This is a genomic window from Arcobacter sp. CECT 8989, from assembly GCF_004116715.1.
GTDB lineage: Bacteria > Campylobacterota > Campylobacteria > Campylobacterales > Arcobacteraceae > Halarcobacter.
Map to the genome: position 1 here is coordinate 174093 of NZ_PDKE01000003.1, position 14168 is coordinate 188260.

Genomic DNA, 14168 nt, shown 5'->3' on the forward strand with positions numbered 1-14168 from the left:
ACCTTGTCAAAAATTAAAAGAGGATTTATAAATGAGTAAATTAAGTAGAAGAGAGTTTGTTTATATGATGGCAGTACTTGGTGCTGCTCCTGTATTTGCTAACTCTCATACAAGAATGACAAATACAAACAAAATGGAAGACTACTATAAGTTAAAGCCATTTGGTAATGCAAGATTTATGCATATGACTGACTCTCATGCACAGTTACTTCCTGTATATTTTAGAGAGCCAAGTGTTAATTTAGGTTTTCATGGAAACTATGGTAAGCCTCCTCATATTGTTGGAGATAGACTTTTAGATTATTATGGAATCAAAGATAATAAAAGATTAACTTATGCATACTCTTGTGTAGATTTTGAAAAACATGCAAAAGTTATGGGTAGAACTGGTGGTTTTGCTCAAATTAAAACTGTTGTTGATTATCTAAGAAAAAGTTTTGGCGAAGATAAAACTTTATTAATGGATGGTGGAGACACATGGCAAGGTAGTGCAACTGCTCTTTACACTAGAGGTAAAGATATGGTTGGTGCTATGAATTTACTTGGTGTTGATGTTGCTGTTGGTCACTGGGAGTTTACTTATAAGGCTCAAGAAGTTTTAGATAACGTAAAAGAGTTAAATGCTGAATTCTTAGCACAAAACGTTAAAGTAAAAGAAGATGCCTTATTCAATGAAACAGAAATTGCACAACAAGCTTATGATGAAGATACAGGTCATGCATTTAAACCATATACTATTAAAAAAATGGGTAATGCAAGAGTTGCTATTATTGGTCAAGCTTTCCCTTATACTACTATTGCAAATCCTCAAAGATTTATTCCTGATTGGTCATTCTCAATTAATGACGAAGGAATGCAAGAGTTAGTTGATGAAGTAAGAGAAAGTGAAAAACCAGATGCTGTAATTGTTCTTTCTCACAATGGTTATGATACTGACAAAAAAATGGCAGAAGTTGTTACTGGTATTGACTTTATTATGGGTGGACACACTCACGATGGTGTTCCAGAAGCATATCCTGTTAAAAATGAAGATGGTGTTACTTATGTTTGTAATGCTGGTTCAAATGGTAAATTCCTAAATGTACTTGATTTAGACATTCAAAATGGAAAAATCAAAGACTTTAAATTTACACTTCTTCCAATTTTCTCTGATTTAATTGATGAAGATAAGCAAATGAAAAAATATATTGAAGATGTAAGAGCTCCTTATAAAAAAGATTTAAATAGAGTAATTGCAACTACCGAACAAACACTGTTTAGAAGAGGTAACTTCAATGGTTCTTGGGACCAAATCATTTGTGATGCTTTAATGGATGTAAAAGGTGCTGATATCTCTTTATCTCCAGGATTTAGATGGGGAACATCTGTAATTCCAGGACAAGATATTACTTTTGATGATTTAATGACTCAAACAGCAATGACTTATCCAGAAACTTATGCTAGAGATATCTCTGGTAAAGATATTAAGCTTATTTTAGAAGATGTAGCAGATAACTTATTTAATGAAGATCCATTCTACCAACAAGGTGGAGATATGGTTAGAACAGGTGGTATTTCTTATAGAATTAATCCAACTGCAAAAATGGGTGAAAGAATTTCTGACATTACACTTACTAAAAATGGACATAAACTTGAAGCTAACAAGTCTTATAAAGTTGCAGGTTGGTCTACTGTTGGTTCTAAAGCTCCAGGTGAACCAGTATGGGAAACTGTAGAGACCTATTTACAAAATGTTAAGCATATTGCAAACCTTAAAATTGATACTCCAGATATTGTTGGAATCAAAGGAAACCCTGGAATTATTTAATAGTTTCAGAATGATAAAACATAAAGAAACATTTCTTTATGTTTTTGATTTATAAAGTATTTAAGAAAGTATTTTATAAATCAAAAGAAGGACAAGAGATGATTAAAAAGGGGTTTATAGTTCTATTTGCCTGTTTTATATCTACAAATTTATTTGCAGACTTTCAAGAAGGTAAAAAACTTTTTGAACAAAAATGTGCCCAATGTCATAAGGGGTATATCTCATTTAAAAAACTAAAAGAGAACTTTTATGAGAGAAATAATCAATTATTAAAACTAGAAATTCCAACAGAGAATATGCTTGCTTGGGCAATGATGGATAGTAGTAGAAAAATTGGTGACCCAAATGACGAAGATATGAGAGTTGTTGAAATAGAAGAGTATTTAAAAAACTATTTAGAAAAACCAGATAGAAACAATAGTATTTGCGATCAGACTGCTTTAAAGTATTATAAAAAGAAAGAGCCAATAAAAATAACAGATGAAGAAGCTGAACTTTTAGCTCAATATTTTATGGGATACAAAGAAGATAGACTTAAAAATATGCCAAAAGCAAATAAGATTCTAACTTCAAACTATGATGAAAAAGAGATTTTAAAAGAAGCGCAAACAGAAGGAAAACATATTATTGTTTATGCTACTTCTAAAACTTGTTATTTCTGTAAAAAAATGGAAAAAGATGTTTTAAATCAGCAAGATGTTAAAGATATCATGGCAGAAGATTATATTTTCTTAAAAGTTGATGTTGATTATATAAACTTACCTTTTGGTTTAAAAAAACACTTTAAAGGGATGACTCCTACATTTTTTGTATTAACTTCTGGTGGAGAGTTATTAAATACTTATCCTGGAGCTTGGATTAAAAGTGATTATTTACAAATTTTAAAAGAGAATCTATAATCTATGACTATTGGTAAAGTAGTAGGTACTTTTAGTGCTAAAAAGGCTGATAGTGGACTTCCTAGACCAAAGGTTGATAGTTTAAAACTAATAGAGGGGTTTGGCATAGAAGAGGATAAGTTTGCTGGAAAAGACTTAGAAAAAACAGTAATGATAGTAGGGCAATACAGTTATGATATCTCTTTAAAAGAGGGAATTAATATTCAAGCTGGCTCTTTAGGTGAGAATATTTTATTTGATTTTAATCCACATGATTATAGTGTAGGAACTAAGTTTAAAATAGGTGAAGCAGTTATACAAATAACTGAAAACTGTACCATTTGTAATCATTTAGCAGTATTTGGTAAAAAGTTACCAAAAATCGTAAAGGATTGCAGGGGTATTTATTGTACTATTATAAATAATGGAGTTATAAAAAAAGATGACTCTGTAGAGTTAATATAAAGGATATATAATGAAAAGAATTTTTATTTTAATGTTTGCATCAGCACTATTTTTATTTGCAAAATCAGAGTTTAGTGAGCCACATCCTACTTTTGATGAGCCAAGAAAAGTAGCTATTCAACTTTATGATTCTGACCTAGAAAAAGTAAATCATAATCTTAGTACGATTTATAACATTTTAAAAGAGTACCCAGCAGAATCACTAAAAGTAGTTGTTATTGCCTATGGAAATGGGGTAAGAGCTTTAAAAACAGATTATGATGCAGCTACACTTAAAAGAATCAAGTCTTTAGTTGAGTATGATGTAGAGTTTATAGTTTGTAAAAATACAATGGAAACTATGAAGTGGACAGAAGATGATTTTATTGATGATGCAAGTTTTGTTCAAGCAGGAATTGTTGAATTAATAGAGAGACAAGTTGATGGCTATATTGGAGTTATAGCTTACTAATTTCATAAAAGGAGTTTACAATGTTAAAGAAGATTTTTACAACAGGATTTTTATCATTAGCTTTAGCTACAACTGTTTATGCAGCTAATGTTAGTAAAGAGCAGTGTGAAGCAAAAGAGGGAAGCTTTATTTATGCTGGAAATGAGTGTATTGAGTATAAAGCCTTTGAAGCTGAAGATAATGAAGTTATTACTGTAATTGTTCATGGAACTTGGGATTTAGGAACAAATACTCTTGGTAGATATGCTCCTTTTGCAGAAACTATGAATATGGTAACGGACTTAACAACTATTGCAGTTGCTCTTCCTGGATATTCAGATTCATCTACAAATAACTTAAAACCATTAGCAAGTAAAGAAGTTAAAAATTTAGCGGCTAAAAAAGAGTATGTAGATTTTTTAGGAGAATTAGTTTCTTCTTTAAAGCAAAAGTATAATGCGCAAAAAGTTAACTTTATCGGTCATAGTGCAGGGGCAATGATGGGTGCAACTTTAATTGGTACAAAGCCTGATTTAATTCAAAATATTGCTTTAGCTGGTGGAAGATATGATATTCATAAAGTAAGTGATGAAAAAGATTTAATCTCAATGGTTGATGTATTAGATAATATAAGTAAAGATACTAAAATCTTATTTATTTATGGAACAGAAGATAAAATTTCAAAACCAGAAGTTACTACAAGTTTTTATGAAGTGGCTAAAAATAAAGGTTTAAATGTAAAACTAGTAAAAGTAGAAGGTGCAGCTCACATAGATTTAGATATGACAGATACTGCTACAGAAGCTACTGTAGAAATGTTTGAAGAGGAATAATTACTCCTCTTCATAAAACTCTAGTTCATTGTATGCATCAAATACATTTCTAGAGTTTAACTCTTCATATAAAGCTTTATCTTTAAACTCTTCCATTTTAATATGTTTTGTTACCTCAGCTGAACCAATTTCTTCCTCAACAGCTTCTAAAACTCTTTGTTTTAGTAGTGTAAAGTATTGTTTTGTTTCATTTATTGCATTTTTACTTGTATCATGACCGTGCCCAGGAATTAGGTTTTCATAATCCATTTTTTCCATCATTTCAACAGCTTTAAGTTGACCAATAACAGAACCATCTCTATTAGAAGTAATTCTTCCATTCATAACTAAATCACTAGAAAATAGTGTTTTATTTGAAGGAATATATACAAATAAGTCATCACTAGTATGAGCTTTTCTTCCTACTGGAATAATTTGAACTTCCATATCATCAACTTTAATAGAAGTTGCTTCTTTAATCTCTTGTTCTACTCTTACTATTTTTGTATTTTTAATAGCATCTTTAGGAAGCATTTTAAACATTCTTGTTTTAGAGTCTTTAGTATAGTTTTTATTTATACTTGAAGAACCAATTATTTTTGCATCAAACTTTTCTTTATAAAATGAAGCACCTAACCAGTGGTCATCATGTTCATGTGTTAAAAAAACTGTTTTAACTGGAAGTTTTTTTATCTCACTCATTTTTTCATATGCTTGTTTTGCTAATTCATAAGTAGCTCCTGCATCTACTAAAAGGTAGCTTTTGCCAGTACTTACAAAACAGTGATTTGACATAAATCCACCATTGTGTTTTGAAGGTGCTTCAAGCTTTCCTAAAAAACACCATGTATTATCATTGATTTTTTTTGGTTCTAGCTTATAATCAAATGCAAAAACTGATGTACTTAAGCCCAAAGCAACGATACCTGAAATAATCTTTTTCATCTTTATCCTTATTTGTTTTTCTTATATTTCTTCATGAGGTATTTTAGTAAATCTAAGGTATAATTAGCATTAATATTGTAATATAATCAACAAATTTTTAGGAATATTTATGGATAAAAAAAGACAAATGAATTTCAATCTAAATAACTTTTTATTGTCATTATCAAATGCATTTGATGAAGTCGAATCAAGATATTTTAATACAAGTAAAAACCACTCTAAAAGAGTTGCCTATTTAAGTTTAAAGTTTGCCTTAGAGTTTAACTATAAACAAGATGCTTTATTTGATATTTGTGCTTATTCTTTGATGCATAATATAGCTTTATCACAAGCAAAAGAGGATAAAGAAAAGTTTTGCAACTTGGCAAATGAATACGCAATGAAACTTCCTTTTGATTTTAAAGAGCAAATAGATGTTTTAAAGTATCAGTATGATTTTAATCTAAAAGAGTATGATATTCCATTATTCTCACAGTTTATCTACTTTGCAAACCATATAGATACAAAATTTGATTTAAGTAAAAACTCTGTAGAAAATAGAACTAAAATACTAGCTTATATAAAAGATAAAGAGAATATACTTTTTTCAAGTGATTTAGTTGAGTGTTTCGAAGAGTTTGCTCAAACTCAAAGCTTTTGGCTTGATTTACAAAACGAAAATGAGTTACTTACTTTTATTTTTTCTACACTACAAGACAAAACTATAGTTTTAGATTTTGAAGAGCTTTTAGAGATTACTTCTATCTTTACACTTTTTACTAATGAAAATCTAAATATTATAGAAAATGCTTCTAGAGTTGCTGAATTTTATAACTTTGAACACAAAGATAAACAGACATTTATGATTGCAGCTTCTTTATGTAATATTGGAAAACTTTATATTGATGAAAAAATACTAAATAAGCAAAACTCTTTAGAAGATAATGAATATGAAGAAATAAAAGCCTATCCATACTATACAAAAAAAGTCTTATCAAATATTATTGGTTTTAATGATATTTGTTCATATGCTTATAAGGTGCAAGAGCAAATTGATGCAAATGGATATCCTTTTAGTTTAGAAGCAAAGGATTTAAGTCTAAAAGATAGAAGTCTAGCTTTAGTTAATATATATACTGCATTAACAAGTAATAAACCATATAGAAAAGCTTATACTAAAAAAGAAGCTTTTGATATCTTAGAGCAAATGGCAAAAGAGAATAGGGTAGATGAAACTATTGTTAATGATTTTAAAGAGATTTTTAAATAGTAAATCAAATTAATGATTTACTATTCTGAAGTTGTTGTTAGATTTAACATTTTCCAAGAATACATTCCACCTCTATACCAAGAAATTTTTTCTTCTGGATAACCAATTTTTATAAGGTTTTCAATAGCGAAAGTTGATTGTGGACACCATACTCCATTACAAAATAGAACTAACTCTTTAGCCTGTGTGAAATCATATTTTCCTTTTGATACTTCTTTCACTCCAATCATATCAAGAACATCATAGAAGTCATCAGGGTATTTATCTTTATTAAAGTAGGTAAATGGAATGTTCTCAGCAGTTGGTATACTCATTTGTAAGAACCAATCAGGAAGCCTTGCATCAATTAATAGCATATCATCTCTTTCTTGAGACTCTTTTATGAAGTTAATAACTTCTATTTCTCCAATAGTTTGAATTTTGTCTGTTATTTTCATAGGAGTGATTTTTCCTACAGTTGTAACAAACTTCTTAACACATTTTGAAGATAGTCCTTCTTTTGCATAGTCTCCTGACCAAATATTTTTAGGATCAGCTCCATTTATTTGTCTACACTCTTCATCATGTATTCTTTTTATATTGTATGTTTTTTCATCATACTTAACTTCTACACCATCACCTCTTAGGTTTAACTCACTTGCATTTACTGCTAAAGTTAGTAATGAAGTAGCTAGGGCTAGTTTTAGTGTGTATTTTAACATTTCAACTCCTTTTTGTTTATTAGAAAATATTATAATAATTTCATATATTTAAACTTAAAAATATTAAATAATAATTTTCTTAACAAAAGCTAAGTAAATATAACATTACGTGTGGTACAATTTGAAAAAAATATGGAGAATACTATTAAATCTCAATCACAAGCTTATAAATTTGCATTAATAGCAGTATTCCTTTGGTCAACAGTTGCTACAGCTTTTAAATTTGCATTACAATATTTATCACCTGAAGAGTTAGTATTACTCTCTTCTTTAACTTCATTAGCTGCACTGTTTTGTGTGCTAATAATAAATAAAAAACTTAATCAAGTATTCCCATATATAAAAAAGAATATAAAACTAGTTTTTATTCTAGGATTTATTAATCCATTTTTATACTATCTTGTTCTTTTTAAAGCTTATGATTATTTACCAGCTCAAGAAGCACAAGCTATAAATTATACTTGGGCTTTAATGTTAGCATTTCTTTCTGTTCCATTTTTAAAGCAGAAACTTACATTCAATGATATTGTTGCAGGGATTATCTGTTATTTTGGTGTTTTAGTTATATCAACAAAAGGTGAGCCTTTTTCTTTAAACTTCTCAAATATAGATGGAGTATTATTAGCGCTATTTAGTACAATTCTATGGTCTTTATATTGGATATTTAATACAAAAGCTAAAGGTGAGTCAACAGTAATGCTGTTTTCTAACTTTTTAGTTGCAACACCAGTTATAATAATATACTTCCTTTTAACACAACCTCTTAATATTCCTAATTCAAGTGGAGTATTAGCAGCAGTTTACGTTGGATTGTTTGAAATGGGTATTACTTTTCTATTTTGGTTAAAAGCAATGCAAAATGCTCAGAATACATCAAAGATTGCAAACCTAATTTTTATCTCTCCTTTTATGTCCTTAATCTTTATATATTTCATTCTAAATGAAAAGATTTTTATCTCTACTTTAGTAGGTTTAGGATTCATCATTATTGGACTACTAATTCAGCAAAAAAAAGCCAAAGAGTAGCAATAAAATAGCATTTTAAGAAAATTACAATAAAATGATATATTAGTTATAATAAATGGTCTTTTTTTAAGTCTTAATTTATTTTTACTGTGAAATAATGAATAGTTTTCAAAAGTCATTACTTTTAGTACTACTAAAAAAACATTAGAAATATTGTTTGGATTTAGACTAGAAAAAGATTTAATTTAAGGAAAGGGGATTAGATGAAATTAACTAAGTTAGCTAGTGCTTTTGCACTAAGTGCAGCTGTTTGTACTTCAGTATTTGCAGCAGATACAGTTAAGATCGGTGTACAAGCACCAATTACAGGGAAGTATGCAAATGAGGGACAAGGTATTGACAACTTTGTTAGACTTATTGTAGATGAAAAGAACAAAGAGGGTGGACTACTTGGTAAAAAGATTGAAGTAGTTACTTGTGATGATGAAGCAAAAGCTCAAAAAGCAGCTGTTTGTGCTAAGAAGTTAGCAAATGCAGGTGTTTTTGCAGTAATTGGTTCTTATACTTCAGGAGCAACAGAAGCTGCTCAAACTACTTATTATAGAAATAAGATTCTTCAAACTTCAGATGGAACTTCAGATTCTTTAATCAAAAGAAAATATTGGACATTCTTTAGAAACTCATTTCCAAACTCAGCTCAAGGTGAGTTTACAGCAGACTATTTTGTAAATCAAAAGAAATATCAAAGAATTGCAGTATTATCTGATTATTCTTCTTATTCTGATGGATTAGCAAACTCTGTAGAGGATTCTATTAAAAAGCTTGGTGGTAATGTAGCATTTAGAGGAAAGATTAAATCTGGTACTCAAAACTTTACAGCTATCTTAACTAAAATTAAAGCATTAAACCCAGATGTAATTTATTACTCAGGTTACTATACTGATGGTGGACTTTTAAGAGTTCAACAACAACAATTAGGAATTAACGCTGACTTTGTTGGTGGTGATTCAAATGATAACCCAGACTTCTTAAAACTTGCAGGAAAAGCTGCTGAAGGTGTATATTTAGTAAATGTACCAACTCCAGATATTTTACCTTATGAAGCTGCTAAAAAATACTTAACAGCATATGAAGATAGATTTAACATGAAGCCTCCTTCAATTTGGGCTGTTGTTAATGCAGATGGTTTAAGAGCAGTTATGGAAGGTGTTGAAAAAACAAACTCATTTGATACTAAAAAGATTTCTGACTATATTAGAAATGATATGAAAGATTTCCCAGGAATTACTGGACCATTTAACATTAGAGAAGATGGTGAAAGAGTTGGAGCATCTTTAATGGTGTATCAAATTCAAAATGATGGAAGCTACAAAGTATCATTCAACAAATAATAAGAGAGCCTAAATAAATGGATATTTTTCTTCAACAGTTAATCAATGGTTTAACTATAGGAAGTTTATATGCATTAGTTGCTTTAGGTTATACAATGGTTTACGGTGTGATGAAGTTAATTAACTTCGCACACGGTGACCTTGTTGCCTTCTCAGCTTATGTAGGACTTACTATATTTACACAGTTTTTTGGTGCAAGTGCAGTTTCTTTTGTTAATGTAATTATCATTTTCTTATTGACTGCTATTATTGTTGCTTTTGTGGGTGTTCTTCTTGAGCGTCTTGCATATAGACCTTTAAGAACGGCACCAAGACTTAGTGCTGTTGTTTCAGCACTTGGTGCAGCTTTAGTTATTCAAAATGGAATAATGCTTATTTGGGGTCCAAATATGCAAATTTTCCCAGCAGATTTATTGCCTAGTACTACTTGGAATGTTTCTGGTGTAATTATTACATTTACACAGCTTTGTATTTTAGTACTTTCAGCTGTATTAATGATAGCTTTATACTTCTTTATTAATAAAACAAAGATTGGTACTGCTATTCGTGCAACTGCAATTGACCAAGATGCAGCAAAACTAATGGGTATTAATGTTAATAGAATTGTTATGATTATTTTCGTAGTTGGTTCTATGCTTGGTGCTATTGGTGGTCTGTTTATTGGTATTTATTATAGATCTTTAACATTTGATATGGGATGGGTTTATGGTTTAAATGCCTTTATTGCAGCTATTATTGGTGGAATTGGTTCAATTCCAGGAGCTATGATTGGTGGATTATTACTTGGATTATTTAATGCTTTAATTGCAGGTTATATCTCAACGGAGTGGGCTGAGACATTTACTTTTGTTCTTTTAATTATTATTTTAATTGTTAGACCAACAGGTATTCTTGGTGAAAAAACAGCGGAGAAAGTATAATGAATAAGACTACTTTAATTGCTACTATATTTATATTAGTTATGGCTGTTTTCCCATTTACTGTTGATTCAGCTTGGCTTAGTATAGGTATTACATTTTTAGTATTTGCTACAGTTGCCTTTTCTCAAGATATTATTCTAGGACGAGCAGGTGTATTTAATATGGGACATGCCATTTTCTTTGGTATTGGTGCATATACAACAGCAATATTAAATGTACATTTTGGTTTGGAAATTATTGCAACTATTCCATTTGCAATTATCTTTCCTGTAATTGTTGCTATTGTACTTGCTGGTCCAATCATTCACTTAAGAGGGGATTATTTACTTGTAGCAACAATTGGATTTAATATCATTTTTGAACAAGTTTTATCAAATGACTTATTTGGTTTAACTGGTGGTCCAAATGGTATTTTTGGAATAGATGTTGTAAGAGTATTTGGATATGAGTTATTTTCAGATACTGCAATTTACTATATGGCATTTGGACTTCTTTTAATTACACTATTAATTATTAGAAACCTTGATAACTCAAGATATGGTAGAGCACTTTATTATATCAATAAAGATGAAATTGCTGCAAAGTCTATGGGTATTAATATTCCATATTATAAACTATTTGCCTTTGCACTAGGTGCTGCTATTGCAGGTGTTGCTGGTTCTATTTTTGCAATTCAGTATTCAGCTGTAAGTCCAGAGTCATTCTCATTTATGCAGTCTGTTATGTTCTTTGCTATTGTACTTGTTGGTGGTTCTGCATCTCTTCCAGGTGTAATTATTGGTACATTTGTAATGTTTGTATTACCTGAACTGTTTACAGAGTTTAAAGAATCAAGATATTTAATCTTTGGTGCTGCAATGGTTCTTACTATGGTTCTTAGACCAAATGGTGTATGGCCAGCAACTTTTGGAAATATTCCAAAGTATTTAAAAGAAAAAGCACTAAAAGCAAAATCAAAAGGAGAAACTGAATAATGAAATATGTACTAGAAATAGATAACGTATCTAAGTTTTTCCATGGTCTTGTTGCAATTGATGATTTAACTATTAAAGTAAAACCTGGGCAAATCTATGGGATTATTGGTCCTAATGGAGCGGGAAAAACTACACTTTTTAACTGTGTTACTGGTATTTATACACCAGAGCAAGGAACTATTAAATATAAAGGTGAAGATATCACTGGAATGCAACCTCATAAAATTGCCCAAAGGGGAGTTTTAAGAACATTCCAAAATATTAGGCTATTTAAAGAGATGAGTGTAGCTGAAAATATTATGGCAGGATATCATACTAAGTCAAAACAAAAATGGTATCACGCAATTATTCATACTCCTGCATATAAAAAAGATGAGCAAGAGGCTTGGAAAAAAGTTGAAGAGCTAATGGAGTTTTTTAATTTAACTCATTTAGCTACAAATGCAACAGGTGATTTATCTTATGGTAATCAAAGAAAAGTTGAGATGGCAAGAGCATTAGCTGCAAAGCCTGAACTTCTTATTTTAGATGAACCAGCAGCAGGTCTTAATGAAAATGAGACAATTGAGCTAACAGAAATCATTAGAAAAATATCTCAAATGGATATTGGTATTATGATGATTGAACATGATATGGAAATGGTTATGAACTTAACTGACTATATCACTGTTATAAACTTTGGAAAAGAGATTTCTCAAGGTGAGCCAAGTTTTGTACAAAATGACCCAAGAGTTGTAGAAGCTTATATTGGTTCTGATGATGACGAGGAGGAAGAGCAAGATGGTAAATAATGAGATTTTATTAGATATAAAAGACCTTCACGTTTCATATGGAGCTATTTCTGCAATTAAGGGAATTAATATTCAAGTAAGACGTGGAGAAGTTGTAACAATTTTAGGTGCAAATGGTGCTGGTAAAACTACAACTTTAAGAACAATCTCTGGCTTACTAAAAGCAAAACAAGGTAGTATTATCTTTGATAAAAATGATATTACTAGTACTCCTGCTCATGATATAGTAAGTTTAGGTATGTCTCACTCTCCTGAAGGAAGAAGAGTTTTTGGAACACTTACAGTTGAAGAGAACTTAATGATGGGTGCATATACACTTAAAGATCACGATAAAGAGACATTACAGTGGATTTATGACATCTTACCAAGATTAAAAGAGAGAAGAAAACAGCTTGCTGGTACTCTTTCTGGTGGTGAGCAACAAATGCTTGCAATAGGACGTGCTATTATGTCAAAACCAAAGCTTTTAATTCTTGATGAGCCTTCACTTGGACTTGCACCTATTTTAATTAAAGCAATTTTTAAAGCAGTAAAAGAGATTGCACAAAGTGGTGTAACTGTTTTATTAGTAGAACAAAATGCGAAAGCTGCATTGAAATTAGCTGATAGAGCTTATGTTTTAGAAGTGGGGCATATTACCCATGAGGGAACATCTGAAGAGTTATTAAACTCAGAGAAAATCCAAGAAGCTTATCTTGGTAAAAAACACTAAATAGTAGTAAGGGAAATCCTACTACTATTTAAAAAATGGTTCAATAATATAACAACTCATTGACCACTCTTCATCATCTTTTGTTTTATGGATTTCTCCACCTTTAAATGTTGCTTTTAAGTTATCATAGTTAGCAACTACTTTATCAAAGTTTTTGATTATCTCAGGAATTCTTTTATCAAGCTTCTTTCTGGCATCTTTAGTAATATCAGAATAGAAAGTAAATACTCCATAATCTAAACTAGACTCTTTATAGTTTTCATCCCTTTGAATCATTTTACAGATTCTATCTACTTCATCTAGGTACTCTTTTTTAGTATTTATAACATTGTTTTTAACAGAGATAACTACTCTTGAAATTGAGTCATTGTGGCTACTATGAGAAATTCTTTCATCAAGTGTTATACTAAAAGTACCTTCTGTAAGATCTCTTTTAGTCATAAAGTTTGGATATTCGTCTCTATCAGGTAGAGAACATCTTAAAATATCTGTAACAGTAGCATTTATAAAAATTTCTGGTGTGTGCTCTTCTATTTTTGCTATCTCTTGAGCAATATGAATAGTTACAATTTTATGGGGACCATAAGAAAGACTTAGCCTATCATTTGTCCAAAATAAAAAGTTGTTTTTAGCATTTACAATACCATTTAAAATAGCATCTACTACTTTTTCTTGTTTTGGAAAGTTATTCATAGTAGTTTTCCTCTACTTCTTCAATAATACCACTTTCATAAAGAATATTTTCTATAAGTCTATTTTTTGATACATTGATTTTCTCTGAAAGAATAACTAATGCATCATCTAGTTTTGAATCAATTTTAATAGTTAGCTGAGTAATCTCTTTTTTGTTTTTAAGACTTTTATCTATTACATTTCTTATAATTTGTCTATCATATTTTTGTTTAGCCAAAAAATAACCCTTTGATTTTTGTTTACTTATATTACTTTGATTTCTTTTAAAACTCCTTGAAGTAATGCTTTTTAGGTTTTATAGAACAGTTTTACACAATACTATAAATAAGTAATTTTAGATACTAAAATAAGTAAAATTTAAGTCTAAATTAAGTTTTTGTGTGTGATAATTTTTTAAAGGTACTACTTTTTGTATTACTTAATAAATTTTATGC

The 14168-nt window shown here is 29.9% G+C and carries 16 protein-coding genes; 12 read left to right on the forward strand and 4 right to left on the reverse strand.

Annotated elements, in window-relative coordinates:
• The first annotated feature begins 31 nt into the window (after positions 1–31).
• The 5 genes from soxB (at position 32) to CRV02_RS04440 (ending at position 4413) form a co-directional block, all read left to right on the forward strand.
• A complete protein-coding gene (gene soxB / locus CRV02_RS04420) occupies positions 32–1807 on the forward strand; it encodes a thiosulfohydrolase SoxB (RefSeq protein WP_129089325.1) in 1776 nt (591 codons plus the stop codon).
• A gap of 98 nt (positions 1808–1905) precedes the next feature.
• A complete protein-coding gene (locus CRV02_RS04425) occupies positions 1906–2706 on the forward strand; it encodes a thioredoxin family protein (RefSeq protein ID WP_129089326.1) in 801 nt (266 codons plus the stop codon).
• 3 nt (positions 2707–2709) lie between these two features.
• A complete protein-coding gene (locus tag CRV02_RS04430; protein ID WP_129089327.1) occupies positions 2710–3150 on the forward strand; it encodes an MOSC domain-containing protein in 441 nt (146 codons plus the stop codon).
• 10 nt (positions 3151–3160) lie between these two features.
• Positions 3161–3601 (forward strand): DsrE family protein, encoded by a 441-nt coding sequence (locus CRV02_RS04435; RefSeq protein ID WP_258238978.1) that lies wholly within the window; start codon positions 3161–3163, stop codon positions 3599–3601.
• 20 nt (positions 3602–3621) lie between these two features.
• Complete coding sequence (locus tag CRV02_RS04440; RefSeq protein WP_129089328.1) at positions 3622–4413, forward strand: alpha/beta hydrolase; 792 nt, start codon at positions 3622–3624, stop codon at positions 4411–4413.
• Here CRV02_RS04440 and CRV02_RS04445 read toward each other — a convergent pair whose 3' ends face one another.
• Entirely contained in the window at positions 4414–5337 is a 924-nt protein-coding gene (locus CRV02_RS04445) for an MBL fold metallo-hydrolase (protein ID WP_129089329.1), read from the reverse strand.
• 109 nt (positions 5338–5446) lie between these two features.
• Here CRV02_RS04445 and CRV02_RS04450 point away from each other — a divergent pair, with 109 nt between their 5' ends.
• On the forward strand, positions 5447–6586 hold the full coding sequence (locus tag CRV02_RS04450) for an HD-GYP domain-containing protein (RefSeq protein ID WP_129089330.1): 1140 nt from the start codon (positions 5447–5449) through the stop codon (positions 6584–6586).
• 20 nt (positions 6587–6606) lie between these two features.
• On the opposite strand, the gene CRV02_RS04455 is transcribed toward CRV02_RS04450, so the two are convergent.
• The gene (locus CRV02_RS04455) at positions 6607–7287 is read right to left on the reverse strand and encodes a rhodanese-like domain-containing protein (protein ID WP_129089331.1); all 681 of its coding nucleotides are present in this window, start codon (positions 7285–7287) and stop codon (positions 6607–6609) included.
• Between the two features lie 132 nt (positions 7288–7419).
• On the opposite strand from CRV02_RS04455, the gene CRV02_RS04460 reads away from it, so the two are divergent.
• From CRV02_RS04460 to CRV02_RS04485, 6 genes are all read left to right on the forward strand, one after another.
• Entirely contained in the window at positions 7420–8313 is an 894-nt protein-coding gene (locus CRV02_RS04460; protein ID WP_129089332.1) for a DMT family transporter, read from the forward strand.
• A 203-nt stretch (positions 8314–8516) separates the two neighbouring features.
• Positions 8517–9644 (forward strand): branched-chain amino acid ABC transporter substrate-binding protein, encoded by a 1128-nt coding sequence (locus CRV02_RS04465; protein ID WP_129083499.1) that lies wholly within the window; start codon positions 8517–8519, stop codon positions 9642–9644.
• A gap of 17 nt (positions 9645–9661) precedes the next feature.
• Positions 9662–10564, forward strand: coding sequence for a branched-chain amino acid ABC transporter permease (locus tag CRV02_RS04470; RefSeq protein WP_129083500.1), 903 nt, complete (start codon positions 9662–9664; stop codon positions 10562–10564).
• Complete coding sequence (locus CRV02_RS04475) at positions 10564–11538, forward strand: branched-chain amino acid ABC transporter permease (RefSeq protein WP_129089333.1); 975 nt, start codon at positions 10564–10566, stop codon at positions 11536–11538. The genes CRV02_RS04470 and CRV02_RS04475 overlap by 1 nt, the downstream gene beginning before the upstream one ends.
• Entirely contained in the window at positions 11538–12329 is a 792-nt protein-coding gene (locus CRV02_RS04480) for an ABC transporter ATP-binding protein (protein ID WP_129083502.1), read from the forward strand. The genes CRV02_RS04475 and CRV02_RS04480 overlap by 1 nt, the downstream gene beginning before the upstream one ends.
• Positions 12319–13041, forward strand: a complete 723-nt coding sequence (locus CRV02_RS04485; protein WP_129083503.1) for an ABC transporter ATP-binding protein — start codon at positions 12319–12321, stop codon at positions 13039–13041. Before CRV02_RS04480 ends, CRV02_RS04485 begins: the two co-directional genes overlap by 11 nt.
• Before the next feature lie 24 nt (positions 13042–13065).
• Here CRV02_RS04485 and CRV02_RS04490 read toward each other — a convergent pair whose 3' ends face one another.
• Complete coding sequence (locus CRV02_RS04490) at positions 13066–13734, reverse strand: hypothetical protein (RefSeq protein WP_129089334.1); 669 nt, start codon at positions 13732–13734, stop codon at positions 13066–13068.
• Positions 13727–13951: a hypothetical protein gene (locus CRV02_RS04495; protein ID WP_129008390.1), complete on the reverse strand. Its 225-nt coding sequence runs from the start codon at positions 13949–13951 to the stop codon at positions 13727–13729. Before CRV02_RS04495 ends, CRV02_RS04490 begins: the two co-directional genes overlap by 8 nt.
• Positions 13952–14168 lie beyond the last annotated feature (217 nt).

Bases quoted from the DNA above. Each gene is read 5' to 3' on its own strand.
- soxB (WP_129089325.1), top strand. From the start codon at position 32: ATGAGTAAATTAAGTAGAAGAGAGTTTGTTTATATGATGGCAGTACTT.
- CRV02_RS04425 (WP_129089326.1), top strand. From the start codon at position 1,906: ATGATTAAAAAGGGGTTTATAGTTCTATTTGCCTGTTTTATATCTACA.
- CRV02_RS04430 (WP_129089327.1), top strand. From the start codon at position 2,710: ATGACTATTGGTAAAGTAGTAGGTACTTTTAGTGCTAAAAAGGCTGAT.
- CRV02_RS04435 (WP_258238978.1), top strand. From the start codon at position 3,161: ATGAAAAGAATTTTTATTTTAATGTTTGCATCAGCACTATTTTTATTT.
- CRV02_RS04440 (WP_129089328.1), top strand. From the start codon at position 3,622: ATGTTAAAGAAGATTTTTACAACAGGATTTTTATCATTAGCTTTAGCT.
- CRV02_RS04445 (WP_129089329.1), bottom strand. From the start codon at position 5,337: ATGAAAAAGATTATTTCAGGTATCGTTGCTTTGGGCTTAAGTACATCA.
- CRV02_RS04450 (WP_129089330.1), top strand. From the start codon at position 5,447: ATGGATAAAAAAAGACAAATGAATTTCAATCTAAATAACTTTTTATTG.
- CRV02_RS04455 (WP_129089331.1), bottom strand. From the start codon at position 7,287: ATGTTAAAATACACACTAAAACTAGCCCTAGCTACTTCATTACTAACT.
- CRV02_RS04460 (WP_129089332.1), top strand. From the start codon at position 7,420: ATGGAGAATACTATTAAATCTCAATCACAAGCTTATAAATTTGCATTA.
- CRV02_RS04465 (WP_129083499.1), top strand. From the start codon at position 8,517: ATGAAATTAACTAAGTTAGCTAGTGCTTTTGCACTAAGTGCAGCTGTT.
- CRV02_RS04470 (WP_129083500.1), top strand. From the start codon at position 9,662: ATGGATATTTTTCTTCAACAGTTAATCAATGGTTTAACTATAGGAAGT.
- CRV02_RS04475 (WP_129089333.1), top strand. From the start codon at position 10,564: ATGAATAAGACTACTTTAATTGCTACTATATTTATATTAGTTATGGCT.
- CRV02_RS04480 (WP_129083502.1), top strand. From the start codon at position 11,538: ATGAAATATGTACTAGAAATAGATAACGTATCTAAGTTTTTCCATGGT.
- CRV02_RS04485 (WP_129083503.1), top strand. From the start codon at position 12,319: ATGGTAAATAATGAGATTTTATTAGATATAAAAGACCTTCACGTTTCA.
- CRV02_RS04490 (WP_129089334.1), bottom strand. From the start codon at position 13,734: ATGAATAACTTTCCAAAACAAGAAAAAGTAGTAGATGCTATTTTAAAT.